Source organism: Streptomyces sannanensis (assembly GCF_039536205.1).
GTDB classification, from domain to species: Bacteria; Actinomycetota; Actinomycetes; order Streptomycetales; family Streptomycetaceae; genus Streptomyces; species Streptomyces sannanensis.
In genome coordinates, this window is the sequence record NZ_BAAAYL010000001.1 from 3,358,199 (window position 1) to 3,383,808 (window position 25,610).

The 25,610-nt window shown below is 70.2% G+C and carries 28 protein-coding genes, 4 tRNA genes and 2 pseudogenes; 19 read left to right on the forward strand and 15 right to left on the reverse strand.

All coding sequences use genetic code 11. The annotated features are described in order from the left end of the window. The first annotated feature begins 235 nt into the window (after positions 1-235). Positions 236-532 (forward strand): type II toxin-antitoxin system VapB family antitoxin, encoded by a 297-nt coding sequence (locus ABD858_RS15820; protein ID WP_003999914.1) that lies wholly within the window; start codon positions 236-238, stop codon positions 530-532. A gap of 91 nt (positions 533-623) precedes the next feature. After that, positions 624-1,268, forward strand: a complete 645-nt coding sequence (locus tag ABD858_RS15825; protein ID WP_345037875.1) for a LytR C-terminal domain-containing protein — start codon at positions 624-626, stop codon at positions 1,266-1,268. A 150-nt stretch (positions 1,269-1,418) separates the two neighbouring features. Here the strand turns inward: ABD858_RS15825 and upp are convergent, their stop codons facing one another. Further along, positions 1,419-2,054, reverse strand: a complete 636-nt coding sequence (gene upp, locus ABD858_RS15830) for a uracil phosphoribosyltransferase (protein WP_345037877.1) — start codon at positions 2,052-2,054, stop codon at positions 1,419-1,421. Positions 2,055-2,197: 143 nt separating this feature from the next. Here upp and ABD858_RS15835 point away from each other — a divergent pair, with 143 nt between their 5' ends. The 8 genes from ABD858_RS15835 to ABD858_RS15870 all read left to right on the forward strand — a co-directional run bounded on the left by ABD858_RS15835 (position 2,198) and on the right by ABD858_RS15870 (position 6,390). Continuing rightward, on the forward strand, positions 2,198-2,389 hold the full coding sequence (locus ABD858_RS15835) for a hypothetical protein (protein WP_345037879.1): 192 nt from the start codon (positions 2,198-2,200) through the stop codon (positions 2,387-2,389). Positions 2,390-2,523: 134 nt separating this feature from the next. Further along, positions 2,524-3,066, forward strand: a complete 543-nt coding sequence (locus ABD858_RS15840) for a tRNA adenosine deaminase-associated protein (protein WP_345037881.1) — start codon at positions 2,524-2,526, stop codon at positions 3,064-3,066. Beyond that, positions 3,066-3,530 (forward strand): tRNA adenosine(34) deaminase TadA, encoded by a 465-nt coding sequence (tadA, locus tag ABD858_RS15845; protein WP_345037883.1) that lies wholly within the window; start codon positions 3,066-3,068, stop codon positions 3,528-3,530. Before ABD858_RS15840 ends, tadA begins: the two co-directional genes overlap by 1 nt. A gap of 59 nt (positions 3,531-3,589) precedes the next feature. Beyond that, positions 3,590-3,674, forward strand: a tRNA-Ser gene (locus ABD858_RS15850). A gap of 133 nt (positions 3,675-3,807) precedes the next feature. Then, positions 3,808-3,969 (forward strand): hypothetical protein, encoded by a 162-nt coding sequence (locus ABD858_RS15855; RefSeq protein ID WP_345037885.1) that lies wholly within the window; start codon positions 3,808-3,810, stop codon positions 3,967-3,969. A gap of 16 nt (positions 3,970-3,985) precedes the next feature. Continuing rightward, a complete protein-coding gene (locus tag ABD858_RS15860) occupies positions 3,986-4,279 on the forward strand; it encodes a Dabb family protein (protein ID WP_345037887.1) in 294 nt (97 codons plus the stop codon). A 211-nt stretch (positions 4,280-4,490) separates the two neighbouring features. Beyond that, positions 4,491-5,315, forward strand: coding sequence for an RNA polymerase sigma factor SigF (locus tag ABD858_RS15865; RefSeq protein WP_345037891.1), 825 nt, complete (start codon positions 4,491-4,493; stop codon positions 5,313-5,315). Between the two features lie 211 nt (positions 5,316-5,526). Beyond that, positions 5,527-6,390 carry an RNA polymerase sigma factor SigF gene (locus tag ABD858_RS15870; RefSeq protein WP_345037893.1) on the forward strand — a complete coding sequence of 288 codons (864 nt, stop codon included), beginning with the start codon at positions 5,527-5,529 and terminating at the stop codon, positions 6,388-6,390. Between the two features lie 314 nt (positions 6,391-6,704). Here ABD858_RS15870 and ABD858_RS15875 read toward each other — a convergent pair whose 3' ends face one another. Continuing rightward, on the reverse strand, positions 6,705-6,914 hold the full coding sequence (locus ABD858_RS15875) for a hypothetical protein (protein ID WP_345037895.1): 210 nt from the start codon (positions 6,912-6,914) through the stop codon (positions 6,705-6,707). A 107-nt stretch (positions 6,915-7,021) separates the two neighbouring features. Here ABD858_RS15875 and ABD858_RS15880 point away from each other — a divergent pair. Further along, a pseudogene (locus ABD858_RS15880) lies at positions 7,022-7,246 on the forward strand (MFS transporter); the annotation flags it as partial. Beyond that, complete coding sequence (locus ABD858_RS15885) at positions 7,245-7,379, forward strand: hypothetical protein (RefSeq protein ID WP_345037898.1); 135 nt, start codon at positions 7,245-7,247, stop codon at positions 7,377-7,379. The pseudogene ABD858_RS15880 and the gene ABD858_RS15885, both read left to right, overlap by 2 nt. A 412-nt stretch (positions 7,380-7,791) precedes the next feature. Here the strand turns inward: ABD858_RS15885 and ABD858_RS15890 are convergent, their stop codons facing one another. The 8 genes and pseudogenes from ABD858_RS15890 to ABD858_RS15930 all read right to left on the reverse strand — a co-directional run bounded on the left by ABD858_RS15890 (position 7,792) and on the right by ABD858_RS15930 (position 12,064). Beyond that, positions 7,792-8,559, reverse strand: a complete 768-nt coding sequence (locus ABD858_RS15890) for a TetR/AcrR family transcriptional regulator (RefSeq protein WP_345037900.1) — start codon at positions 8,557-8,559, stop codon at positions 7,792-7,794. A 260-nt stretch (positions 8,560-8,819) separates the two neighbouring features. After that, positions 8,820-8,930: pseudogene (locus ABD858_RS15900) on the reverse strand (DNA-binding response regulator); the annotation flags it as partial. A gap of 102 nt (positions 8,931-9,032) precedes the next feature. Further along, positions 9,033-9,911 carry an amidohydrolase family protein gene (locus ABD858_RS15905; protein ID WP_345037902.1) on the reverse strand — a complete coding sequence of 293 codons (879 nt, stop codon included), beginning with the start codon at positions 9,909-9,911 and terminating at the stop codon, positions 9,033-9,035. Continuing rightward, positions 9,898-10,233 (reverse strand): antibiotic biosynthesis monooxygenase family protein, encoded by a 336-nt coding sequence (locus ABD858_RS15910; RefSeq protein WP_345037904.1) that lies wholly within the window; start codon positions 10,231-10,233, stop codon positions 9,898-9,900. The genes ABD858_RS15905 and ABD858_RS15910 overlap by 14 nt, the downstream gene beginning before the upstream one ends. A gap of 96 nt (positions 10,234-10,329) precedes the next feature. Continuing rightward, positions 10,330-11,178, reverse strand: coding sequence for a DUF2797 domain-containing protein (locus ABD858_RS15915; protein WP_345044579.1), 849 nt, complete (start codon positions 11,176-11,178; stop codon positions 10,330-10,332). A 22-nt stretch (positions 11,179-11,200) separates the two neighbouring features. Further along, positions 11,201-11,671, reverse strand: a complete 471-nt coding sequence (locus ABD858_RS15920; RefSeq protein WP_345037907.1) for a hypothetical protein — start codon at positions 11,669-11,671, stop codon at positions 11,201-11,203. Between the two features lie 56 nt (positions 11,672-11,727). Further along, positions 11,728-11,800: transfer RNA gene (locus ABD858_RS15925), tRNA-Arg, on the reverse strand. A 173-nt stretch (positions 11,801-11,973) separates the two neighbouring features. Further along, positions 11,974-12,064 (reverse strand) — tRNA-Ser (locus ABD858_RS15930). 239 nt (positions 12,065-12,303) lie between these two features. Between ABD858_RS15930 and ABD858_RS15935 the strand changes: the two genes are divergently transcribed. Beyond that, on the forward strand, positions 12,304-12,729 hold the full coding sequence (locus tag ABD858_RS15935) for an SSI family serine proteinase inhibitor (RefSeq protein ID WP_345037909.1): 426 nt from the start codon (positions 12,304-12,306) through the stop codon (positions 12,727-12,729). Between the two features lie 158 nt (positions 12,730-12,887). Further along, positions 12,888-16,511 (forward strand): hybrid sensor histidine kinase/response regulator, encoded by a 3,624-nt coding sequence (locus ABD858_RS15940; protein WP_345037911.1) that lies wholly within the window; start codon positions 12,888-12,890, stop codon positions 16,509-16,511. A gap of 68 nt (positions 16,512-16,579) precedes the next feature. Here the strand turns inward: ABD858_RS15940 and ABD858_RS15945 are convergent, their stop codons facing one another. From ABD858_RS15945 to ABD858_RS15955, 3 genes are all read right to left on the reverse strand, one after another. Further along, a complete protein-coding gene (locus tag ABD858_RS15945) occupies positions 16,580-18,229 on the reverse strand; it encodes a long-chain fatty acid--CoA ligase (RefSeq protein WP_345037914.1) in 1,650 nt (549 codons plus the stop codon). Positions 18,230-18,321: 92 nt separating this feature from the next. Then, a complete protein-coding gene (locus ABD858_RS15950) occupies positions 18,322-18,888 on the reverse strand; it encodes a SigE family RNA polymerase sigma factor (RefSeq protein WP_345037915.1) in 567 nt (188 codons plus the stop codon). A 266-nt stretch (positions 18,889-19,154) separates the two neighbouring features. Next, positions 19,155-19,466, reverse strand: a complete 312-nt coding sequence (locus ABD858_RS15955; protein ID WP_345037917.1) for a hypothetical protein — start codon at positions 19,464-19,466, stop codon at positions 19,155-19,157. Positions 19,467-19,770: 304 nt separating this feature from the next. Between ABD858_RS15955 and ABD858_RS15960 the strand changes: the two genes are divergently transcribed. From ABD858_RS15960 to ABD858_RS15970, 3 genes are all read left to right on the forward strand, one after another. Continuing rightward, on the forward strand, positions 19,771-20,631 hold the full coding sequence (locus ABD858_RS15960; RefSeq protein ID WP_345037920.1) for a bifunctional DNA primase/polymerase: 861 nt from the start codon (positions 19,771-19,773) through the stop codon (positions 20,629-20,631). A 154-nt stretch (positions 20,632-20,785) separates the two neighbouring features. Continuing rightward, positions 20,786-21,943, forward strand: a complete 1,158-nt coding sequence (locus ABD858_RS15965) for a collagen binding domain-containing protein (protein ID WP_345037922.1) — start codon at positions 20,786-20,788, stop codon at positions 21,941-21,943. A gap of 170 nt (positions 21,944-22,113) precedes the next feature. Next, complete coding sequence (locus tag ABD858_RS15970; RefSeq protein WP_345037924.1) at positions 22,114-22,500, forward strand: alpha/beta-hydrolase N-terminal domain-containing protein; 387 nt, start codon at positions 22,114-22,116, stop codon at positions 22,498-22,500. Here ABD858_RS15970 and ABD858_RS15975 read toward each other — a convergent pair. Then, complete coding sequence (locus tag ABD858_RS15975; RefSeq protein ID WP_345037926.1) at positions 22,445-23,212, reverse strand: CPBP family intramembrane glutamic endopeptidase; 768 nt, start codon at positions 23,210-23,212, stop codon at positions 22,445-22,447. The genes ABD858_RS15970 and ABD858_RS15975 overlap by 56 nt on opposite strands. Before the next feature lie 330 nt (positions 23,213-23,542). Between ABD858_RS15975 and ABD858_RS15980 the strand changes: the two genes are divergently transcribed. After that, entirely contained in the window at positions 23,543-24,511 is a 969-nt protein-coding gene (locus ABD858_RS15980; RefSeq protein ID WP_345037929.1) for a ferritin family protein, read from the forward strand. A gap of 194 nt (positions 24,512-24,705) precedes the next feature. After that, positions 24,706-25,119, forward strand: coding sequence for an Imm10 family immunity protein (locus ABD858_RS15985; protein WP_345037931.1), 414 nt, complete (start codon positions 24,706-24,708; stop codon positions 25,117-25,119). 217 nt (positions 25,120-25,336) lie between these two features. Here the strand turns inward: ABD858_RS15985 and ABD858_RS15990 are convergent. Beyond that, a tRNA-Ser gene (locus ABD858_RS15990) sits at positions 25,337-25,424 on the reverse strand. Between the last annotated feature and the right edge of the window lie 186 nt (positions 25,425-25,610).

Below are 25,610 nucleotides of genomic sequence, written 5' to 3' on the forward strand. Positions count from 1 at the left end.
GCCGGCGCGATCTGCGTCCGCGGCGGGCCGTACCGGACCGCGAGCGGGTCCCGGACCGGGTGCGGAGCCGGTGAAAACGTGGCCCGCGACGCTCTTCACGACGGGGTCCACGGCGGCGGGTTCACCGGAAGGGGTACTTCCACTCATATTCCTCTCCCGTTATGACGCTGTTTGCCACTTTTGCGTTACCGTCGCATGGCTGCGCCCGGAGGCCCCGGCCCGGTAGGCTTTCCGTGTGATCTTCAAGCGCATCGGCAACGGGCGGCCGTACCCCGACCACGGCCGGGAAAGCACCCGGCAGTGGGCGGACGTCGCGCCGCGCCCGGTCCGCCTCGATCAGCTCGTGACCACCAAGGGGCAGTTGGACCTCGAGACACTGCTCGCCGAGGACTCCACCTTCTACGGTGATCTCTTCGCCCATGTGGTGAAGTGGCAGGGCGACCTCTATCTGGAGGACGGTCTGCACCGAGCCGTACGCGCGGCGCTCCAGCAGCGTCAGGTGCTGCACGCGCGGGTCCTCGAGCTGGACTGAACACTCGGCCCACTGGGCCTTTCGGGTCAGCCTCACCCGATCCGATGATCATTTGGTAGGTATCGCGGGGTGGTCGGATTACGCTGCGCCCATGAGCATGCTCACACCCCCCGGCATGGGCGGCGAATACCGCATCAAGGGTGACAAGTACCCGAGGATGCGACGGCCCCGCCATCGCCGCAGGATCGTTCTGACGATCCTGGCGTGTGTCGTGGCCCTCGGTCTGGCCGGATGGGGAACGGTGCAGCTCGTCGGCGTATTCACGGGCGGCGAGCAGAAGACCACGGCCGGCGGCCGCAAGGCGGACTGCAAGCCCGACCCCACCCCGGTCGCGTCCGCCGCACGCATACTGCCGACGCCGGCCCAGATCACGGTGAACGTCTACAACGCCACCCCGCGCGGCGGACTCGCCAAGACCACCGCCGACGAGCTGAAGGCCCGCGGCTTCGTCATCGGCAAGGTCGGCAACGCCTCGGTGGAGTACGACAAGAAGGTCCCCGGCACCGGCATACTGCTGGGCGCCCCCGGCGCGTACGAGGGGGCCTTCCGTGTCCTCGGCACGCAGGTACGGGGCACCCAGCTGAAGGCCGACACCCGCACCACGGAGGATGTCGACCTCATCATCGGTACGGCCTTCACGGCGCTCACCGCGAGGCCGGCGGCGGACCAGGCTCTCTCGGCGCTCAACTCGAAGCCGACGGCGCCGAAGCCGGGCTGCCAGCCCCAGGCGTCCTAGAAGCGCCCTGAAGATCTTGGAATCACGCCCGGCTTGAACCGGTTCATGGCGATTGACATTTACTGGCAATCCGGGGCGAGTCAGGCGGCCGGAGCAAGATCTTCATCGGTCTTCCAGGGGGTGTCCCGGCAGATCATGCCGGGACACCTCTCAGTCCGCCGACCCGTACATGCGGTCGCCCGCGTCGCCGAGGCCCGGGACGATGTAGCCGTGCTCGTTGAGGCGCTCGTCGACCGAAGCCGTCACGACGGTCACCGGCGTGCCCGCCAGTTCGCGCTCCATCACCTCGACGCCCTCCGGCGCCGCCAGCAGCACCACCGCGGTCACATCGTCCGCGCCGCGCGCGATCAGTTCCTGTATCGCGGCGACCAGGGTGCCGCCGGTGGCCAGCATCGGGTCGAGGATGTACACCTGGCGGCCGGAGAGGTCCTCCGGCATCCGGGTGGCGTACGTCGACGCCTCCAGCGTCTCCTCATTGCGGATCATGCCGAGGAAGCCCACCTCGGCCGTCGGCAGCAGCCGCACCATGCCGTCGAGCATGCCCAGGCCCGCGCGCAGGATCGGCACGACCAACGGGCGGGGGTGGGACAGCTTCACGCCCGTGGTGCCCGAGACCGGGGTCTGGATGTCGACCTGCTCGGTGCGGACGTCCCGGGTGGCCTCGTACGCGAGCAGGGTGACCAGCTCGTCGGCCAGGCGCCGGAAGGTCGGGGAGTCGGTGCGCTTGTCACGCAGCGTGGTGAGTTTGTGCGCCACCAGCGGGTGGTCGACGACATGGATCCGCATGGCCACCACATTAGGCCCTGTCCGGCCGATCATGCCGGACAGGACCTGACCGGGCTCGGGACCGGTTGGCTCTGGCGCCGACCGGCCATCCGGAGGGAAGGTGGGGGCGTACGGCGGAACCCGGCTCCGGGGTGGTGGGGCCGATGCCGGACCATGAACAGCGGCAGGACGAACAGGACGAACGGCAGGAGGGCGACGCGGACCGAAGGCGGCGCCGCGCGCGGTTTCTCCGCGAATTGAACGAGGCCGAAGCGCTGCGCGACCGGGTGCGGCCACGCAGGGCCCGGGCGGCCCGAATGCGCCAGGCCATGCACATGCGTACGTTCCGCTGGTGAAACTCGCCCCACGACGCAAGAGCGGAAGACCTCTCGGAAAGCCGAGGTTTCTGCCACGATGCCGATTGGGCGGGACTCGAAAGAACGCTTCCGCCTCAAACCTCCGGCCGGGGGGACCCCCAACCGGCACGCCTATGACCAGTGGGAGAGTCACGGTGTACTTCGCCGCACTGCTCGCGCGCACCGAAGACGGGTGGGAAGCGAGCGACACGGAACTCGACGATGTGGAGACCCTGTCGGATCTGGCAGAACTGGCCCGTGAGGCGTCAGTGGACGACGACACGGTGATCGCCTTCATCGAGCAGGAGGATGCATGGTTCGGCGTCGTCCGGGTGGACGGCGAGGACGATCCTCGTGTCTACGTCTCGGATGCCGCCGCCGCAGCCCGGTCCTCGTACGGAGCAATGCTCACCGATGAGCTGCTCGGCAAGGACGAGGACGAGGACGACGACCTGGACGCGCTCGACCTCGACGGTACCGAGGACGGTGAGCCCGAGCCCGAGGAGGAGGACTCTCCGGCCCCGGCCGAGGTGATCCCGGCGGGCCCGGTCGGGGACGCCGACGTCCTCTCGGACCTCGGTGTATCCGCCAAGGAGCTGCGGGCGCTCGACACGGACGCGCTCGGCCAGATCGCCGACATGCTGGGCGCCGCCGAGATCCTGGAGGCTGTCCGCTAGTGACGGACCTGGTGACAGCGCCCTGGGAGGCGCCCATGCGCCTCGCCCTGGAGGAGGCTGCACGCGCGGAGCCGGCCGGTGACGTGCCGGTAGGCGCCGTCGTGCTGGCCCCGGACGGCTCGCTGCTCGCGACCGGCCACAACGAACGCGAGGCCACGGGTGACCCGACCGCGCATGCCGAGGTGGTGGCGATCAGGCGGGCTGCCGCGAAGCTCGGCGAGTGGCGGCTCACCGGCTGCACTCTGGTGGTCACCCTGGAGCCGTGCACGATGTGCGCGGGCGCGATCGTGCTGTCGCGGGTGGACCGGGTGGTCTACGGGGCGCGCGACGAGAAGGCCGGCGCGGCGGGCTCGCTGTGGGACGTCGTACGGGACCGGAGGCTCAACCACCGGCCGGAGGTGATCATCGGCGTCCTCGAGAAGGAGTGCTCGGACCGGCTGACGGCCTTCTTCCGGGAGCGGTGAGGAGGGCCACGGCGTCCGGGGTTGCGAAGCACTGCCCACCATCGGCTAGGATCTCTCCCGGTAGTGTGTCCGAGTGGCCGAAGGAGCTCGCCTCGAAAGCGAGTATGGGGCAACCCATCGGGGGTTCAAATCCCTCCACTACCGCTCTCTTCGAAGGGCCCCGACGATGTCGGGGCCCTTCGGCTTTCCGCTTCCCCTTTCCGCTTCCCCTTTCGCCGAACGCCTGTCCGGATAGACTCACGCCACAGGGCAGTGCATTCCGAGGAGGGGCGTGGCGGTGCAAGCGAGGAAGGTCGCTCTCTTCTGCGTCATCATCTTCGTGCTGTACACGATCATCACTTCCCCCAAGGAGTCCGCGGACATGGTGGGGATAGGGTTCAAGGGCATTTCCGACGCCGCGAAGGGCATCGGCGAGTTCATGACCGAGCTGGTGCGCTGACCCCCAAGGAGTTCCCTTGATCCGTCATCTGGTCCTCTTCAGGCTCAACGAGGGCGTATCGCGTGACGAGCCGCGCGTCACCGAGGGCGTGAAGGCCTTCCAGGAGCTCGGCGGGCTCATCCCCGAGCTGGAGTTCTGGGAGTGCGCCTGGAACATCACCGACCGGCCGATCGCCTACGACTTCGCGATCAACTCCGCGGTGCACGACAAGGACGCGCTGAAGAGCTACCTCGAGCACCCGGCCCACCAGGCCGCGGCGGGCCGGTGGCGCGAGTTCGCCACCTGGGTGATCGCCGACTACGAATTCTGAGCCCGAATGGCTTCCCGGCCCCGCGCCTTCACGGGTGCGGGGCCTTTGCCGTATCCATGGTCGATTACGCTCGAAGAAGCCTCTACTTTCTCCCAACTTGCCCTCAACACGGCGTTATACGGTGCTTGCACACAGTGCACATGTCTTGTGATGCTATGACCGCTTTTGACGGATCAGTCGACCCACACGGACCGAGAAGGGGTGGCGTGACGTGCCGGCCAGTACTGCGCCTCAAGCGCCGCCCCAGAACGAGAACGAACCCCGTGGCGGCAGCCGGGGTGCCGACACCCGGGCCCTGACCCAGGTGCTCTTCGCGGAGCTCAAGGAGCTGACGCCGGGCACCCCCGACCACGCCAAGGTGCGCGCCGCACTGATCGAGGCGAACCTCCCGCTGGTGCGGTACGCGGCGATCCGCTTCCGTAGCCGCAACGAGCCGATGGAGGACGTGGTCCAGGTCGGCACGATCGGGCTCATCAACGCCATCGACCGGTTCGACCCGGACCGTGGGGTGCAGTTCCCGACCTTCGCGATGCCGACCGTGGTCGGCGAGATCAAGCGCTATTTCCGGGACAACGTACGGACCGTCCATGTGCCGCGACGGCTGCACGAGCTGTGGGTCCAGGTCAACGGCGCCACCGAGGACCTCACCACGATCCATGGCCGCACCCCCTCGACCGCCGAGATCGCCGAGCGGCTGAAGATCACCGAGGAGGAGGTGCTGTCCTGCATCGAGGCGGGACGCTCCTACCACGCCACCTCCCTGGAAGCGGCCCAGGAGGGCGACGGACTGCCCGGCCTGGTGGACCGGCTCGGTTACGAGGACCCGGAGCTGGCCGGAGTCGAACACCGTGATCTGGTCCGGCATCTGCTCGTACAACTGCCGGAGCGGGAACAGCGGATCCTGCTGCTCCGCTATTACAGCAATCTCACACAGTCCCAGATCAGCGCGGAATTGGGAGTTTCCCAGATGCATGTGTCGCGGCTGCTCGCCCGCAGCTTCGCGCGACTGCGATCCGCAAATCGAATCGATTCCTGACCGGAACGAGTGATCCCGGCCAGTGGCCGAAAAGCCGCACACCCCCTCTTTCCTGCGCAGATTTGTCGACTTGACGCTACAGCGTGTTGCCGACATGTGACATTCTGCTGGAACCGTGTTTGCCGCAGCCCCACCGCCGGTATTCAGGTGGAGGCTGCATCCCTCCGACGGGAGCGGCCAACGCGACCGTCCGCGACCTCAAGGGGGTGGCATGTCCGCAGAACAGGGCAGCTCGAAGGTGCTCACCAAGGACGCACCTGACGGGCTCGGCCACGCGCCGGAGCCGCTGATGCCCCGGCCGGAGGCCATCGACACCCGTACTCTGTCCCGTTCCCTGTTCCTGCGGCTCCGCGCTCTGGACGCACAAGGAACGGACAGCCCCGAGCGTACGTATGTACGAGACACGCTCATCGAGCTCAACCTGCCGCTCGTGCGCTACGCCGCCGCGCGGTTCCGCAGCCGCAACGAGCCGATGGAGGACATCGTCCAGGTCGGCACGATCGGGCTCATCAAGGCGATCGACCGGTTCGACTGCGAACGGGGCGTGGAATTCCCGACCTTCGCGATGCCCACGGTCGTCGGCGAGATCAAGCGCTTCTTCCGTGACACCTCATGGTCGGTCCGGGTGCCGCGCCGGCTCCAGGAGCTGCGCCTCGCCCTGACGAAGGCCAGCGACGAGCTGTCCCAGAAGCTCGACCGGTCGCCGACGGTCCCCGAACTCGCCTCCGTGCTGGGCGTGTCGGAGGAGGACGTGGTCGACGGGCTGGCGGTGGGCAACGCCTACACCGCCTCGTCCCTCGACTCGCCCTCGCCGGAGGACGACGGCGGCGAGGGATCGCTCGCGGACCGGCTGGGGTACGAGGACAGCGCCCTGGAGGGAGTGGAGTACCGCGAGTCGCTCAAGCCCCTGCTGGCCAAACTCCCACCGCGCGAACGGCAGATCATCATGCTCCGCTTCTTCGCGAACATGACGCAGTCGCAGATCGGCGAGGCGGTCGGCATCTCGCAGATGCATGTGTCCCGGCTGCTGACCCGGACCCTCGCCCAGCTGCGGGCCGGGCTCATCTCCGACTGAGGCTCCATCTCTCCTGCTTGACGGGGCATCAGTACGGGATCGCGGCGCGGCGACTGGCGTGCCGAGTGAGCCGAAGGGGCGCGCGGCTGTCGAAAGAGAGAGCGCGGAGGGCCGCGAGGTACGAGCGACTCGAGCACGGTCGACCGTCGACAGCCGCTTGAGCGCCCCGGAGGTGAACCGAGCAGATGCGCGCCCGGCGACTCGGAGGGGAAGACGCCGGCCGCATCCGGTGCGCCGGGGGCGCCATGGGTGCTCGACACGCCCCGGGGACCGGTACGCATTCCGGCCCGGGGCCCTGGGCATGAGCCGTCGGGTCAGCTCAGCGCGAGCCAGCCGACCACGGCCAGGATCACCACGGCGGCGACGACACCGAGGATCAGCCCGACCCGCGGCCCGGCCGGCGCGGCCGCCTGCCGCTGCCGCTGCGGGGCGCCGTCGTCGACGAAGGCCCGGAACATCTGGGTGCTGCCCGCCGGGTCGTAGTTGCCCTCGGGGCCCTGCGGGGCTTGGTGGTTGTGTGCCATGAGCCAGGACCCTAGCGAAGTCCGGAGTTCGACCCAACCCCGGCCCCGGGGGCCTTGCCGCCCGGCCGGGGCCCGCTGCGCGTTGACCGGCACCATGCGAAGCCTTCGCCCCACGTGAGCGCGGACGCTACAGCGGCTACCTCGGCGCGGTCTTCGCCGTCGCGACCGTCGGCGGTCCGCTGCTGGGCGGTGTCATCAGGGACACCGACTGGCTGGGCTGGCGCTGGTGCTTCTACGTCGGCGTGCCGTTCGCGGTCCTCGCGCTGATCGTGCTGCAGAAGACCCTCAGGCTCCCGGTCGCGAAGCGGAAGGCCAAGGTCGACTGGGCGGGTGAGCGCGTACGGTCACGGCGTCGGTGACGTCTTCCTCTACTCGGCGCCCTTCGCGCTGATCGCCTTCCTGCTGACGCTGTTCATCAAGGAGGTCGCGCCGAAGACCACCACCCCGGCGGCCGACACCGCCTGATCAGGACCCGCCGGAGCGGAGCGCCACAAGCGGAGGCACCCCGGCCCGGTGGACCGGGCCCCGTGCCCGGGACGGCAGGCAGGGGACGGCCGGCCGCCCCGGGACGGGGCCCGCACACGTCGTACGTTCCTGCGTGTCCCGGTGCCGCGACCGGCAACGGTGACCGTCGAGGAGCGGCGTCCGGTGCGTGCGATCGCAAGGCGGCCGAAGGCCCTCGTAGCAGCGCTCCTTGGGTTTTCGGCCAACGCAGCGAGCGTGCGTGCCCGGGGGCACCTCTGGGGGAGCGTCGCGACGGGGCAAAGAGGGGCAGTGGACCCAATGCCACTGACTTATCGGCGCGCGCGAGCCTTTGACCTGCGGCGCTGTCCTCACTGGCGGGCTCTGGAAGGCTGCAGGGTCACCGGCATTGGCACTAGACCTGGTGCGCGCTCTTCGCCTCGATGCCCGCGATCAGCAGGTCGAGCGCGAAGACGAAGTCCCGCTCCCGCATCTCCTCCACCGTGTCGCCGCCGCGGGCCTCCATCAGTTCGGTCGCCTCCTCGAAGGTCTCCTGCAACTCCGGCTGCCCGGCGATCGTCCCCATGACCTGGTGGAAGTAGTCGTCCTGGCTGAGACCGGCGGCCGCGCAGCGCTGGGCGAAACGGCCCTCGACCGTGCCGAAGCCGTACACGAACTGGAAAACGGCCGCGAGCGCGCCCGTCCGCCCGCTCATCGGCAGACCGGTCCTGCCCAGGACGTGCTGGATGGCGGCGACGAAGGCCAGCGAGTGCGGTCCGATGTTGAGGTACTCACCGGCGAGCGGCGACACCCAGGGGTGCCCGACCAGCATCCGCCGGTACTCGGTGGTCAGGGCACGCAGCTGGTCGCGCCAGTCCGCGGGGTCGTCCTCGGCCGGCAGGCGCATCTCGCCCATGACCGCGTCGAGGGCGAGCTCCAGCAGGTCGTCCTTGGTGTCGACGTACCAGTAGACGGACATCGCGGTGACGCCGAGTTCCGCGGCCAGGCGGCGCATGGAGAACTTGGCGAGGCCCTCCGCGTCCAGCAGTCTGACCGTGGCCGCGGTGATCTTGTCACGGTCCAGACCGGTGGGCTGGTCGGACTTCCGTCCGCGGGACGCTCTGCTCGCCAGCCACACACTCGTCCGCGCGGGTTGCTTCGCGCGGTCGGCCGCAGTCACCATGGCTCACCTTCCTCCGGAACGGGGCGGTCCGGTCTGCCCGCTTCGATGCTATTGCTCCGCTACCGTCGAGTCTGCCTTTCCCCGAGCTCTCGACTTCGCTCGATTGGGGGGTACCCCCATGGCCCGGCGCAACAGCAGCGCCGCCGGCGGTCCGCCGGCCGGCACGGCCGCGGCACCGACCAGCTGACCGGCCTCCGCACCCGAGGCGAAGGCGTCCTCGATCCGGTCCCGCTCGGCGTGGTCAGGTCGTAGAGCGTGACGCCGTCATCCGGCACTCGCCCCTGCCACAGCAGCTCGGCGAGCGGGGCCTCGCCGTCCACGACGAGCACGCGGACGGGGCTCCCGTCCGGGCGGAGCATCTCGGTTCGCATACCCGCCACACTGCGGGCCGCGTCCGAGAGCCCCTTTCCGGAACCTGTGGATTCCCCGAGCTGAGAAACCCAGCGGATTCACAGGCCGGATCACCGCGGGATTCACAGGCCGAACAGCCGCGCCCCGTTGTCATGACAGACCGCGCGCAGCCAGTCGCCACCGAGTCCGAGCCGCTCCAGCGCCTCCAGCTGGTGCACGTACGGGTATGGGATGTTGGGGAAGTCGCTGCCCAGCACGATCCGGTCCCCGAGGTCCGCCAGCCGGCCCCGCTCCCGCTCCGGGAACGGCATGACGCGCTCGGTGAAGTCGGTGAACGCCATGGTGGTGTCCAGCCGGACCCCTGCGTACCGCTCCGCCAGATCCAGGAAGTCGGTGTACTCCGGCATGCCCATGTGCGCCACCACCAGCCGCAGCCGGGGATGCCGCGCGAGCAGCCGCCCCACCGGCTCGGGCCCGGTGTGCTTGCCCGGCACGGGTCCCGAACCGCAGTGCGTCACCACCGGGATCCCGGCCTCCGCCAGCAGCCCCCACACCGGGTCGAGCAGCTCGTTGTTCGGGTCGTACGCGCCGACCTGGAGGTGCGCCTTGAACACGCGCGCACCGGACTCCACGGCCTCGCGTACGTAGTCCGCGACGCCGTCCTCGGGGAAGAGGGTCGCCGTGTGCACGACGTCCGGGGTACGCGCGGCGAAGCCGGCGGCCCAGTCGTTGAGCCAGGCGGCCATTCCCGCCTTGTGCGGATAGAGCATCGCCGTGAAGGCACGCACGCCGAACTCCCTGAGCAGCGCGAGCCTTTCGTCCTCCTCCTGCCGGTAGGTGATGGGCCATTCCATACCGGTCAGCGGCCCGGCCGCGTCGAAGTACGCCCACACCTTGCGGAGCACCCGCTCCGGCATGAAATGCGTGTGCACGTCCACCAGCCCGGGCAGACCGCACCGCTCCCGGAACCGGCGTACGGCCTCGGCCTCAGCCGCGCTCAAAGCCGTGGCTCCGCTCGACCCGGCCGATGTGGACGCTGTAGCTCTCGTACCACTCGGCGCGGCCACGCCGCTGGGCGCTCTGGTGCTCCAGACGGCTGCGCCACGCGGCGATCGCCTCCTCGTCCCGGAAGTACCCGACGGTGATCCCGATCCCGCCCGGCGTGCGCGCCGTCTCGTACCCCAGGTATCCCGGTATCCCCTCCACCAGCTCCTTCATCCGTTCGGCGGTCTCGCCGTATCCGTTGTCGCCCTCCGTGCGGATGGAGGTGAACACCACGGTGTAGTAGGGCGGTTCGATTCCCGACACGAGTTGATCGCTCATGACGGCCACCCTCCGCCGACCCGCGGGGACCTGTCCAGGTTCTTTGACCGAAGGGATCCGAAAGGGATCCAAGTCTTGACCATCGGGCCGGCGGACTCAGAACAGCCCCTCCTGCACGTCCGGTCCCGCCAGGACCCGCACCGGGACGGTCGTGGGGGCCCCTGCCTCCGCACGGGCCAACTCCCAGCCCGCCATCAGCCGCGTGTCGACGATCAGCACCTCGCCCCGCGGCGAGCGCAGATGAAGATCCGGCCCGGCGGCCGCGACCAGCCGCCCCGCCACGGCCCCGCCGTCCCTCAGCTCGGTGACCACCGCGGTGGCCCCCGGCGCCTGCCCGAGCCCGAAGACCTCCACATGGTCGACGACCCCGCATCCGGCCCGCTCCAGCGACTCCGGCCAGCCCTCCAGCGCCACGGCCCGCCCGTACAGCGCCTCGACCTCCGCCGCCCGCACATCTTCGGGCGGCAGCACGGCCCGGACCGCCCGCTTGTCCGCGTAGGGGATACGGTCCGGCACCCCCAGTGCCGTACGCAGCAGCTCCTCCGTCCGCCGCGCCGCCATCAGCGGCCCCCGGCCCAGCCAGGTGAACGCCACCGCTCCCTGCTCCAGCAGCCGCGCCGGCCCCCGCTCCACGGCGGTGATCCCCACCTTCAGCATCCCGGGCCCGAACCACGCCAGATACACGGCGTACGGCCGCGGATCGTCGGCCATGGTGTCCGCCGCCACCGACCGCGCCCGGTCCAGCCGCGCGCACGCCTCGCACTGCGCGCGCGTCACGCGGGCCGGCACCACGGCCCGCGTGGGGCACGGGTTGCGCCGCACACCCAGGCAGTGCCGCTCCCCGACCGCCCGGAAGGCCGGCTCCTGCCCGTAGGCGAGCGTGCTCGTCCTCTCCCCGCGGTCACCGAGCCAGACCAGCCGCGGTGCACCACCGGACCAGCGCATCCCGGCGCAGCGCCAGCTCACGTCAGCACCACTCCTCCGTACTGCCGCGCTGCGCGGTAATGCCCACCGCGAAGTCGGCGTCGGTCTTCTGCTCGTACTCTTCGGGGTACCAGAAGGAGAGGTAGGCCGTCGCCCCGTCGACGCGCTTGGTGAAGCACTTGCCCTCGGACCGGGCGACCGGCTGCCAGCCCCGCGCCGGGGCGGCCTTGCGGTAGTACGCCTGCAGAGCGGCGGGGGATCCCTCGTACCGGTACGCGCGTTCCACGCTCACGAAGAGGTCGTCGTCATCGCACCCCGAGTACGGCTTTCCCACGCTCTCGGCGCCGTCCGGCGGCGCGTCCAGCACCGACTCCGCCTGCAGGGCCCTTTCGAGCGCGTCCTCCTCCAGCCCGCAGCCGTATACGAGAAGGAAGTACGCCGCCGGCCAGCCGACGAACACCAGGGGCACTGCGAGCACGCCGACAGCCAGCAGGACACCCGTTCGGATCTTCATGCGGCGGAGGCTACAACGCGAGAGGCCCCTGGTGATCCAGGGGCCTCTCGGTGGTGTGCACTCGGCAGGATTCGAACCTGCAACCTTCTGATCCGTAGTCAGATGCTCTATCCGTTAAGCTACGAGTGCTCGGCTCTCCGGCTTTTTCTTGCCGGTCGGCGTTGCGGGAACAACATTACATGACCTGCGCCGCAGCGCGAAATCCATTAGCCAAACCCCTCCTGACCTGCGAAAACACTCTCAGGAGCGGAGAAAGCACCAAAGCCCCGGCCGATGAGGGCCGGGGCTTCGATGTCCGAAAGCGGAGGCGGAGGGATTTGAACCCTCGATGGGCTTTAAGGCCCAAACCGCATTAGCAGTGCGGCGCCATAGACCGGACTAGGCGACGCCTCCAGCGCACCGCGTGCTTGCGCGAGTGGTGCGTGCAGATGATGACACAGCTTGGGGCGGTGTCACCAATCGCCCCCCACGGTACTAGGCCTCCGGGCGCCAGGGCAAAGCCCTTCGCGGCCGGGGTGTCCCTCAGGAGAACGCGGTCCGGTTGCGCAACGCGGCGGAGCCCGCAGCGTTAGAGATGCCGGGGCGGGCGCCGCCCCGGGTCGTACGTCGTCCGTATGCCGTCAGGAGTTCGCATGCTGCGCCGCCTCACCATCGCCGCTGCCGCCGCCACACTGTCCGCGCTGTCCGCCGCGCCCGCCGACGCGTGGCCGCTGCCGGCGGGGCCCGAGCGGCTGACCGTGACCGCCGGGGAGACCGGAAAGCCCGAGTGGGACGGTACGTACGAGTTGGAGTGCGCCCCGGCCGCCGCCGGAACGCATCCGGCGGCGGCGGAGGCGTGCGCCCGACTGCTCGAACTGGCGGCCGGGGAGGCGGATCCGTTCGCGCCCGTGCCCACGGACACGATGTGCACCTTCCAGTACGGCGGACCGGCCACTGCCCGGATCCACGGCACCTGGCGGGGGAAGCCCGTGGACGCCACCTTCAGCCGGTCCAACGGTTGCGAGGTCTCCCGCTGGAACAACCTGGAGCCGGTGCTGCCCGTCGCCGTGGCTTCGTAGAACCGGGCCGGGATGCGCGTGGAAACGGCGGATGTGCGCTCATGCGCACAGAACCCGGCGGAGAGCTCCCCCGTATCCGCCGTCGCGCCCGCATCCCCAGCCCTTAGACTCACTTCAGTGGTTCGGCAAGGTGCAGTAAGCAGGGAGGAACCGTCGTCGTGAGCAGCAGGCCATCCCGAGGCGCTGCTCGCCTCGCAGCCATACTCGACGCACTCCCGGACGGGCTGCTGCTCGTCAACTGCAACGGCACCGTCGTCAACGCCAACACCATCGCCCTGGAGATGTTCGAGACCCCGGGCACGGCGCTCGTCGGGCGCGGGCTGCTGGACCTGCTGCCGGAGTTCGACTCGACGCTGATCCCGGGGTCCATGCGCCGTCCGGAAAAGGGCGACAAGGGCGAACGCGCCAAGTCGGACCGGATGGTCGCGCGGCGCACCGACGGCAGCGAGTTCCCGGCCGGGGTGACCAGCGCGAACCTGGAGGACGGCCGGGACGCCTACAACGACCGGCTGAGCTACACCGGCGACGAACTGCTGATGCTCGTCGTACGCGACCTGTCCGGGACCGTCGACACCGAGGCCGAACTGGCGCGTTCGCAGCGGCAGACCGAGATGATCCTGCGCGCCGCCTCGGAAGGTGTCGTCGGCACGGACACCGAGGGCCGGGTCGTCCTGGTCAATCCGGCCGCGGCGCAGATCCTCGGCCACCGGGCGAGTGGCCTGGGCGGCAAGGAACTGCACCCGCTGATCCTGCACACACGTGCCGACGGCGAACCCTTCCCGTTCGAGGAGTCGCCGCTCGCCGACACCCTCAAGTCCGGGCGCAAGCACCGGGTGCGCGGGCAGGTGCTGTGGACGAAGAGCGGCGCGAAGGTGCCCGTCGACGTGACGACGGCTCCGGTGCGCGACGGGGAGCAGCTCGTCGGCGCGGTGATGACGTTCACGGACCGGCGTCCGTACGAGGAGCAGGCCGCCAAGCACGCGGAAGCCCTGGAGCGCGAGACCGCGCGGTACGACGCACAGGCCGCCAAGCACGCCGAGGTCCTGGAGCGGGAGACCAACCGGTACGACGAGCTGGCCGCCCGGCACGCCCAGCTGATCGCGGTGCTCGGCGGCTCACTGCGCGGGCCTCTGGAGGCACTGCGTGGCGAGCTCGCCACGCTCGCGGCCGACGACGCCGGACAGCTGTGGCCGGAGGCGAACCGGACCCTGCACCATCTGGCCGCCGGATACGCCCGTATGACCACCCTCGTCGACAATGTGCTCGCCTTCCAGCGGCTCGACTCGGGCACCGAGGAGCTGAAGAAGGACAAGGTGCTGCTCGACGCGGTCGTGGCGGCCGCTGTCGACGGCGCGGTGGAACTGATCGGCCCGGGTCGCGCGCAGTTCGCGGTGCATGCGCCGGCCATCGAGGCCGAGGTGGACGCGGGACGGCTGGCCACCGCGCTCGCCCATCTGATCGCGGACGTCGCCGGAGTCGACGCCACGGGCAACGCGCCGGTCATCGCGCTCGGCGGCGGGTACATGGACTCCACGGTCGTGGTCGCGGCGGCGCAGCGCGGTGATGTCGCACGGATCGAGGTCCGCGGGCCGTACGCCGGAGGCGACCCGGTGCACCAGCCGATCGTGCGGGGCATCGTCGAGGCCCATGACGGGGTGCTCCAGACACACTCCGTGCCGGGCATGAGCGGCAACGCGTACGTCCTCGAAGTGCCGCTCGGCACGGGCGCGGGCACAGTCACGGCCCCGGCCGTGGAGGAGAGGCCGGCCGAGCGAGCCGTTCCGGCGCTGCCGGCACAGCAGACCTCCGACACGACGATCGGCGGAGGCAGGCGACGGGCCCGGCGGGCGTCCACGGACGCCTTCCTGGAGAGCTCGCTGAGCCCCGAGACGTCCTCGGAGGGCAGGACTCCGACCGGGCGCCGCAGGGCTGGCCGCAGCGACACCGACGGGGTCGGGATCCACGAGCGCATCCCGGCCCAGCAGGGCGCCGGCGCCGACGCCGTCCCGTCCGGCGGCGGTACCGGGCGGCGGCGCGGGCGGCCCAGCCCCGCCGAGGAGGCACCCGCGGAGGGTGCCGTCGTGACCGCCGCGGAGAGCGCGCGCGACACGGGCCGGCCGGCGCTCGGCACGACGGTGCCGCCGCAGGGCATGCCCGTGGAGGCCGCGCAGTCCGGGACGACGGGACGACGGGCCCGGCAGGCCCCCGAGCAGTCGGCGCTGCCCGCGCTGCCCGCCGCCCCACAGGCGCTTCCGGCTGCCGCAGCGCAGCCCGTGCCGAGCGGGCCGCAGGGCCTGCGCACCACGAAACAGCCGCCGATGCCGGCACCGGTCGCGCCGGAGTCTCCCGACGGCCGCGGCGCGGGCGCGTACAACGGCGCCGGACAGGCAGGCTCGCACCGCGGGACCGGTGACGGCGTCGCCGGACACCCCGCCGACGCGGCCTCGGCGGAGGCCACCCAGCCCGCGCCGGTCGGACGGCGGGCCAGGCGGGCGCTGGCGTCCGCGCCCGCGGAGGCCGCATCGGCCGACGCCGCGGGTGCGCGGACCGCGTTCGCGCTGCCGCCCGCCACGGCCGACCGGGTGCCGCCCACGGCCGGTGAGACAGATGCCTCGCTGCCGGGCCGCCACGACGCCGTGGCGGCCGGCCGGACGCCGTCGCTGCCGCATCCGCAGACCATCAGCAGTACCGGCGCCGTTCCCCTGCCTCCGGCCGTGCCGGTCGGCGATGCCGACTCGACCCAGGGGCGGGCGATCAGCGTCCGTACCCTCGGCCAGGGCGTGCCGTTCGGACAGCAGATCGCCCAGCAGGGCTCCGGCTCCGGAGGAAGGCGCCGCAAGCTCGCCACGCCCCCGGACAGCGAGCGCCGGCCGGAACCGTCCGCCCGCCCCCACCCGCAGCCACAGCCGCTGCTCGATCCGCCCTCCGAGGGCAGGGGACGGGCCTACGCCATAGGGGCGCCCGACGAGGGTGTGGAGGGACCCCAGCCGCTGGACGGGCCGGGCGGCGCGGTGGAGGTCAAGAACCGTCCCGTCCCCCAGCCGGTGGACGACGAACTGCCGCCCGAGCCGCTCGACAACCCGCGCAGGCTGCTGGTGTGGCCCGCACCCGACCCCTCGACCCAGCAGGCACTGGGCGAACGGGGCTACCGTCCCGTCGTCGTGCACTCGCGCGAGGAGGTGGACGCGCAGATCGCCGCGTCCCCGGCGGCCCTGTTCGTGGACCCGCTGACCGGGCCGATCACCCGTAAGGCGCTCCAGTCGCTGCGCGAGGCCGCGGTGGCCGCCGAGGTGCCCGTGCTGGTGACCGCGGGGCTCGGCCAGGCCACCCGGGAGGCGGCGTACGGCGCCGACCCGGCCGTACTGCTGAAGGCACTGGCCCCGCGCGACAGCGAGCAGCATCCGCCGCGCGTGCTGCTGCTCGAGGAACACGAGGAGATCGCGCTGGCGCTGACCGCGACGCTGGAGCGGCGCGGCTTGCAGGTCGCCCGCGCCGGATCGGACGACGACGCGGTAACGCTCGCGACACAAATGCGGCCGAATCTGGTGGTGATGGACCTGATGCTGGTACGCCGCCGCCGGGCCGGAATCGTCGACTGGCTGCGCGCCAACGGCCGGCTGAACCACACCCCGTTGGTCGTCTACACCTCGGCCGGCATCGACCAGGCGGAGCTGCCACGGCTGGCCTCGGGCGAGACGGTCCTGTTCCTGGCGGAACGCTCGACGAACGCCGAGGTACAGGGCCGCATCGTGGACCTGCTGGCAAGGATCGGTACGAACTGAAAGGTGGCCCCGCGAAGCCGCGGGGCCACCGTACGTTTCACGTGGAACCACACGTTTCACGCGGAACGTCAGAAACGCGTGACGTCCAGCTCCCCGTCCGCGTACTTCCTGCGGATCACCTTCTTGTCGAACTTCCCCACGCTCGTCTTCGGCACCGCCGGAATCAGCGCCCACCGCTCCGGCAGCTGCCACTTGGCGATCTTCTCGACGAGGAAGGCCCGCAGCGCCTCGTAATCGGCGCTCGCGCCCTCCTTCAGCACGACCGTGGCGAGCGGCCGTTCGCCCCACTTCTCGTCCGGCACGGCGACGACGGCCGCCTCCGCGACCTCCGGGTGAGCCATCAGGGCGTTCTCCAGCTCGACACTGGAGATCCACTCCCCGCCGGACTTGATGACGTCCTTGGCCCGGTCGGTCAGGGTCAGGAAGCCGTCCGCGCTGATGACTCCGACGTCCCCGGTCTTCAGCCAGCCGTCCTCACTGAACTTGTCGGCGGGCCTGAGCGGTTCGCCGTCCGAGCCGCCGTAGTAGGCGGCCGCGATCCAGGGCCCGCGCACCTCCAGCTCGCCGGCCGACTCGCCGTCCCAGGGCAGGATGTCGCCGCCGGGGCCGACCAGCCGGCCCTCGACACCGGCCGGGAAGCGGCCCTGGGTGATGCGGTACGGCCACTCCTGCTCCGCCGTCAGGCCGCCGGGCGGGTTGGCCATGGTGCCGAGCGGGGACGTCTCGGTCATGCCCCAGGCGTGGCAGAGGCGGACGCCCAGCTTGTCGTACGCCTCCATGAGGGAGGGCGGACAGGCGGCTCCGCCGATGGTGACCCTGGCCATGCAGGAGATGTCGCGCGGGTTGGCGGTGACCTCGGCGAGCAGGCCCTGCCAGATGGTCGGGACGGCGGCGGCGTGGCTCGGCTTCTCGCTCACGATCATCTCGGCGAGCGGCGCGGGCTGGAGGAAGCGGTCCGGCATCAGCATGTTGACGCCGGTCATGAAGGCCGCGTGCGGCAGACCCCAGGCGTTCACATGGAACTGCGGTACGACGATGAGGGAGGTGTCCCTGTCGGTCAGCCCCATCGACTGGGCCATGTTCACCTGCATGGAGTGCAGGTAGACGGAACGGTGGGAGTAGACCACGCCCTTGGGGTCGCCGGTGGTGCCCGAGGTGTAGCACATGGCGGCGGCCGAACGCTCGTCCAGCTCGGGCCAGTCGTAGCCGGTGGGGCGGTCCGCGATCAGCTGCTCGTAGTCGTGCACCCGGGGGCGGGAGCCGTCGAGGACGGAACGGTCGCCGGGGCCGGACACGACCACATGCTCGACCGAGGTCAGCCGCGGCAGCAGCGGGGCGAGCAGCGGCAGCAGCGAACCGTTGACGATGATCACGCGGTCGGCGGCGTGGTTGACGATCCAGACGAGCTGCTCGGCGGGCAGGCGCAGATTGAGGGTGTGGAGCACGGCGCCCATGGAGGGGATCGCGAAATACGCCTCGACGTGTTCGGCGTTGTTCCACATCAACGTGGCGACGCGCTGGTCGCCCTCGACACCCAGCTCGTCGCGCAGGGCGTTGGCCAGCCGGTTCGCGCGCTCGCCCACCTGAGCGAAGCTGCGGCGCTGCGGCTGCCCGGCATCACCGGTCCAGGTCGTGACCTGAGACGTGCCGTGGATCGTCATCCCGTGTTTCAGGATGCGGGTCACGGTCAGCGGTACGTCCTGCATGGTGCTGAGCACGGCGTCCTCCCGGTGGGCGCGCGGTCTGGGTGTGCAGATTCTGCGCACCTACCACGCGGTATGTCACTACCCGGGAGTAGCCGACTGCGGATTCAGCGCACCGGAACCAGCTCCGGGTCCTCGCGGAGCTTGCCCAGCGCACGGGAGACGGCGCTCTTGACCGTACCGACGGAGACACCGAGGACCTGCGCGGTCTGAGCCTCGCTGAGGTCCTCGTAGTAGCGCAGCACCACCATCGCCCGCTGCCGGTCCGGGAGCTTCATGACGGCCCGCCACATCGCGTCGTGCAGCGCCTGCTGCTCCGCCGGGTCGGGGGCCGGGACCGTCTCGGGCTCGGGCAGCTCGTCGCAGGCGAACTCGTCGATCCTGCGCTTGCGCCACTGCGAGGTCCGGGTGTTCAGCAGGGCGCGCCGCACATAGCCGTCGACGGCGCGGTGGTCCTCTATCCGGTCCCAGGCGACATACGTCTTGGCCAGTGCAGTCTGCAGCAGGTCTTCCGCATCGCACGGGTTCGCGGTGAGCGAGCGGGCGGTGCGCAGCAGCACGGGTCCGCGGGCCCGTACGTACGACGAGAACGTCATCCGGGGGCCGGTGGGCCGCGCCCCGTGAAGGGGGGCGTGCGCGGCCTTGGAGGCGCTGGTGCAGACAGGCGTGGTCATGGCTTCCACGCTAGGAGTGGGTACGCCCCCTGGGGATCGACCGCAGGTGCCGAAGCAGGATCCGCCTCAGGTTGTAGGGGTGAGGCAAACCCCACCTCCTGTAGGTGGACGGCGCTCTCAGGGTTCAGCCGTCGTCATGCCGGCGCAGAGGGAATTCGACCATCCGTCAGATGCCCGGACACGGGACGGCCCGGGCAGGCGGCACCGAAGTGCCGTCCACCCGGGCCGTCAGTCACCCCGCGACAGGCGTCCCACAGGACCCGGACCTACCACCAGGGGTAGAAGTTGATCTGGACGTTCCTGCTCGACTGGTCGATCACGGTGTAGGCCGAACCGTTCACCTGCGCGGTGTAGTTCTGGTTGGACGCGCCGGCGCCGGTCGCAACCTGCTGCGAGGTCGAGGAGTTGCCGTGGTTGCTGCCGCCGACACCGCTGCCGGAGATGCTCGCGGCACTCGCGTTGGATCCGGTGTCCGCGAGCGCACCGTTGTCGGCCTGAGCAACTCCCGTGAAGAGAACGGCTGCGAGCGGGAGCGCGGCAACAGCGGCCAGGACGCGGGCGGTACGGGTGCTTGCCATATCATTCCTCCATGAATCACAAGTACGGCTTGTTCCAAGGCAGTTGGCCGACCGCCCCGGACGCTGGACTCGACGTCGCGACACCAGAGTTGCCCACCGAATCCGCCGTGAACCACCCCGGAGGCCCTGATTCCCTCGCAAGCATGAGGAACGTCGGATAAACCTCCTCTTCATCGCCGGACACCCAGCCCAGGCACCCGTCGACCCACCAAACCCATGGCCCGCAAGAGGAAAAGCGTTCCGGCACATTTTCGGCCAAACTTTTCCGCTTCCCTTTTTCGAACATGCGTACGAAAATAGAGCCATGGCCACCATCGACCGGCACGCCGCCACCCTGGCCCTCGCACACGCCCTCACCGCCGCCGAGCGCGGGCTCCCCGTCATCCCCCTGACCCGCCACAAGCTTCCCGCGCTCCCCTCACCGCACCGCGACGAGGCCACGCCCCACTGCCGCGGCGAATGCGGCCGGTACGGCCACGGCGTCCACGACGCCACCTGCGATCCCGCGCGGGTCCGTGCCCTTTTCGCCGCCGCGCCCTGGGCCACCGGCTACGGCATCGCGTGCGGCCGGCCCCCGCACCATCTGATCGGCATCGACCTCGACACGAAGTCCGGTACGGACGGCAACGCGGCCCTCCGGCACGTGGCCCTGGAGCACCTGTTCACCCTCCCCGAGACCGTGGTCGTCCTCACCCCCAGCGGCGGCCGCCACATCTGGCTCACCGGGCCCTCCGACACCGTCATCCCCAACTCGGCGAGCCGCCTCGCCCCCGGTATCGACGTCCGCGGCTCCGGCGGCTACCTGGTCGGCCCCGGCTCCCTCACCAACCGCGGCGTCTACCGCCTCGCCCCCGGCACCGCTCATCTCGCCCCCGCACCCTGCCCCAGAGCGCTCCTCCGCCTCCTCGTGCCCCCCGCACGCCCCCACCACCCCGCGGCGCGCCCCCGGCACGGCCAGGCCCTGATCGACTTCGTCCTCGCCGCCCACACCGGCCAGCGCAACACCCGCCTGTTCTGGGCCGCCTGCCGCGCCTACGAGAACGGCATCGGCGACACCCTCGCCGCCCGGCTGACCGCCGCCGCCATCCGCACCGGCCTGACGGAACGCGAGGCCCGCGCGACCATCGCCTCTGCGGCCCGCCTGACCGCGACGCCCTCGTCCTGAGGCACCCGGGGGCTCACGCCCGAAGCGGTGTCCGGACCGGCTCGGGGCTCCCTCGCCCGCGTCACGGCGCCGTCATACCTGCGTCACGCCGCGGTTATGCCCGCTTTGCCACGCTGACTGTCGCCCAAATCCCGGCTGAGTGAGGGAGAAGCTGATGAAGAAGAGAATCGTGCCGGCCTCGGTAGCGGTGGCCGTCGCATTCGCCGGGGGCATGACCTTCGCCTCTTCACCGGCGCACGCAGTTCCCCAGCAGGACATCACATGCACCGTGACCCAGGGCCCGGGGAACACCTTCGGGGTCTCCGGCAGGGGATTCCCCGCCGCCGAGACGGTCACCCTCAAGAACTCCGCAGGAGCCGTGATCAACACCAGCACCACACTGCCCGACGGCTTCTTCGAGTTCACCGGAATCCCGAACGACAACTACACCGTCACCTCGAAGTTCGCCAAGGTGAGCTGCGCGAAGGCCCCCGCCCCCACCTCCACCCCCTCCGGCACGGACATGAACGCCGAAGGCGCGATCACCTGTGCCGTGACTCAGGGCCCGGGGAACACCTTCGGGGTCTCCGGCAGGGGATTCCCCGCCGCCGAGACGGTCACCCTCAAGAACTCCGCAGGAGCCGTGATCAACACCAGCACCACACTGCCCGACGGCTTCTTCGAGTTCACCGGAATCCCGAACGACAACTACACCGTCACCTCGAAGTTCGCCAAGGTGAGCTGCGCGAAGGCCCCCGCCCCCACCTCCACCCCCTCCGGCACGGACATGAACGCCGAAGGCGCGATCACCTGTGCCGTGACTCAGGGCCCGGGCAACACCTTCGGGGTCTCCGGCAGGGGATTCCCCGCCGCCGAGACGGTCACCCTCAAGAACTCCGCAGGAGCCGTGATCAACACCAGCACCACACTGCCCGACGGCTTCTTCGAGTTCACCGGAATCCCGAACGACAACTACACCGTCACCTCGAAGTTCGCCAAGGTGAGCTGCGCGAAGGCCCCCGCCCCCACCTCCACCCCCTCCGGCACGGACATGAACGCCGAAGGCGCGATCACCTGTGCCGTGACTCAGGGCCCGGGCAACACCTTCGGGGTCTCCGGCAGGGGATTCCCCGCCGCCGAGACGGTCACCCTCAAGAACTCCGCAGGAGCCGTGATCAACACCAGCACCACACTGCCCGACGGCTTCTTCGAGTTCACCGGAATCCCGAACGACAACTACACCGTCACCTCGAAGTTCGCCAAGGTGAGCTGCGCGAAGGCCAATGTGCCCACATCGCGGCAGTTCATAAGAAAGTACCGGCCGGGGGCCTGACGCACACACTGGTCGTGGCACGGCACGGTGAACCACGAAGCAGGGTGAACCACGAAGGGGTGTCCCGGACCCGGGACACCCCTTCGTGATTGGGGTTTACAGCCACATAGTGGTGCAATCTTCTCAGTAGATCGGAACGTCTGTGCCCGGATCCTCGAGCGGAGGCAGCCATGGCGCGGGACACACCAGGGCCTCCGGTTGATCCGTCAGCAGCGGCCGAAGGCCCCGAGCCACCGCCGAAGCCCGGTGAACGGCGGAAGCTGCTCTACGTCACGCTCCCCGGCTGCTGGGGCGCGCTCGTCCTCGCGTGCCTGTCCTTCACACCGTCGCTGCTCCCGCGCGGTGGTCTCCTCCAGGGCCTGGTCTGTGGCATCAGCGCGGCCATCGGCTACGGGCTCGGGGTACTCGCCGCGTGCATCTGGCGTGCTTTCGCCGATCGAGAGCCTCGGCCTCCGCGGCACTGGGCCTGGCCCACCCTCTTCATCAGCGCGGTCGTCCTGTTCAGTGTCTCCTTCGGGTTCGGGCAAGGAAGCCGACCACATAGCCGAGCGCGTTGACGGCCCAGTGCAGGCCCATCGGCGCCAGCAGGCTGCCGCTGCGGCGGCGCAGCTCGCAGAAGAGCACTCCGGAGGCGGCGGTGAACAGCACCGCGCCCACGACGGCAAGAGCGGCACCGAACGTGGAGTGGCCGAACACCGGCGTCAGCGCGGGCTTCACGGCCGCCAGGTGCAGCGACGGCAGGACGTGCCACAACCCGAACAGCACGCTCGACACCGCCGTCGCCCGGACCACCCCGCGGGCCCGGCGCACCAGGCCGTACAGCACGCCCCGGAAGGCGACCTCCTCCAGAAGCACAGTGCCGAGCGGGACCGTGATCAGCACACGCAGCGCCACCTCGCCACCGGTCAGCCGGCTGTAGCGCAGGTCCGCGAACAGGTCGCGGGTGAACGGCAGCAGCGCCCCCACCAGGTACACCGCACCGACCAGCCCGATCAGCGCCAGCGCCCAGCGCGTTCCCCGCCCGAGTGTGGCGGGATCCAGGCCCGCATCCGCCCACGTACCCCCCGCCCGGAAGAGCACCCCCAGCAGCAGCCCGCTGACCGCGGTCGCAGTCAGCGGCCCGAACAGGGGTGCCCAGCGGTTGTCGGCCAGGTTGGCGACGACGAGCACGGCGACGGTGATGCCCACGGCCGTGCCCGTGCCGATCCGGCGCCGATGCCCTGCCCGCGCGGAGCCGGACGCGACCACGGCGCGGTCCTCCGGATCCATGACGTGCTCCAAGGTTCAACTGCCGGCCGGGGGCGGCGGCGAGGCCTCCCCGGACTGCGCCGGGGCGGGCTCTGAGGCCATCCTGCGTCAGTCGGCCGCTACGGGCCATCGGAGCCTGAACGCAGGAACAAAAGCCGACAACCACCTCGCGAACCGCATCCTCGAACGAATGCCGGTCTCCATCCGAAATTGCTGCGCAACAGGCTGCAGTACTGCCCCGATCACATGAGGGAGTCACTCGACTGGGTGAAGCAAAGGGGCGGGCGTGCGGCCGTGTAGGTCATATGGGTGAGGGGTGCCTCCCCGAGAGGCCCCCGGAGGGAGGACATCATGTTCCGCCACTCGATACGCACGCTTCTGGTCGGCCTGTGCACGCTGAGTGCGGCGTCGCAAGCGGCCCCGGCCCTGGCCCTGGCCACCTCGGCCGAGCCCCACCAGGCGACGCACGCCGCCGCCCGGGCTCTCCGCCCGCAGACCCTCGCCGACCTCACCACCACCATGCAGGGCGAGGGGTTCGCCCACGCCGCCTACAGCCTCTACGGCACTCAAGCCGACCGTGAGGCACACCCCGCCGTCGGCCGGCTCTTCCGCGACACGGCGCGGACCGAACTGAATGAGCATCTGCACCAGGCCGCCACCCTGGCCGGCGTGGTCGGCACGAACGCGGCCAACTTGCGCCAGGCCATCAACGGGGAGACATATGAACACCAGGTCATGTACCGCCGCTTCGCGGACCAAGCCCGGCGGGACGGAGACCTGAACGCCGCCGAGCTGTTCACCGAGATCGCTGCGGACGAGGGCCGCCACCGCGATGCCTTCCGCGCCGCACTCGCGGTCGTGACCACCGGTCACGGCACCATCCCGGCGCCGCCGAAGGCCGATGTGGTGTCGGTGCCTGCCGGGCTGCCGAAGGTGAAGGCCGCCCGCACGAAGGCCAACCTGGACACCGCGATGCATGGCGAGGGGCTCGCCTACGCCAAGTACATGCTCTTCGCCGCACGCGCGAAGCAGACCGGCAACCTCGCGCTGGCCCGCCTGTGGGAGGGTACGGCCGGGGTGGAACTGCACGAGCACTTCGCCGGCGAGGCGGTGCTGGCCGGACTGGTACGCACCACGAGGGAGAACCTGCGCAAGGCCGTCGCCGGCGAGCGCAACGAGGCGACCACCCTGTACCCGGGGTTCGCCAAGCGGGCCACGGCTGCCGGCGACCCCGTCGCCGCCCGCTACTTCCGCGACACCGCTGCGGACGAGGCCCGGCACGCCACCGCCTTCCAGCAGGCACTCGACCGGACACGTTGACCACCTGGTCGGGCTGTCGGATCGGCCAGGCGGACCGTGTGCCGCCTGGCCGGTCGACGTGCGCCGCCCGTCCGCCCGCGCCGGCTTACCGCGTGGCGTCGAGCACGCTGACCACACCTCCGCTCGAATGGAGACCGACCGATGGTTGCCGGCACCCGTGTTCTCGTCTCAGCCCCGAGTGCTAGAACGCCTGCATGACGTACAGGTTCACGGCGCGGATTGCTTGCGGACTCGACGATCCGGACGAAGACGACTGCATGATGGCGGGTCTGGCCGAGTCGAACGGCGGGGAAGGATTCTCCCTCCTGTTCATGTGCGACTTCGACGAGCCCGATACGCAGGAAGTGACCCTGGGCATGGACACGCATTGTCTTGTCACGCCCGACCAGGGCACCGCCTACGGCTGTGTTCGCGAGGTGCAGCTGGACGGCGATGTGCTGCGGGTAACTTTGGACCCTTTGTCGTTGGACGACCTTGGCTTGACCGATCCCGTCGTCGAAGTCTTGCTCCGTGCTCCAGCGGCGGACGTGGCACGCATGCGCGAAGTGCTGCCGCGCATCCTGTCGTACGGGCGCCCAGATGCCCGACCACGACTGATCACGCGGTAGTACAGCAGCGGAGTACAGCAACCACAGCAACCGGTCCAGCCCGGTAGTGCCCTCGAAGAGCACAACCGGTGTGACCACCAACGACCGCTGTAGATAGAGCACAGAAGGTGCCCATGCTCCGTTCCGTGCCCCATCGTGCTGGGAACCACGGCGGCTGGTGGGCACCGCGCAGCACAATGGCCCCTGACCGTTCTACCTGGTCAGGGGCCATTTCATGTGGCGGTGGGTGTGGGATTTGAACCCACGGTGACTCGCGCCACGACGGTTTTCAAGACCGTTCCCTTAGGCCGCTCGGGCAACCCACCTCCGCCCCTGCCCACCAGGGCCGGAGCGGGTACAGACTACCGGCCGCGGCGCCCGTGTGGGGCAATGCTCTGTTCCGGGTCCGTCAGCCCGCCCATTTTTCCCTGACCTTGCTACGACAGGATTCGGCCAGAGACGGTCACCATGGATTCGGCCGGCAATCTGCGGACGACCACCACCGCGAATGC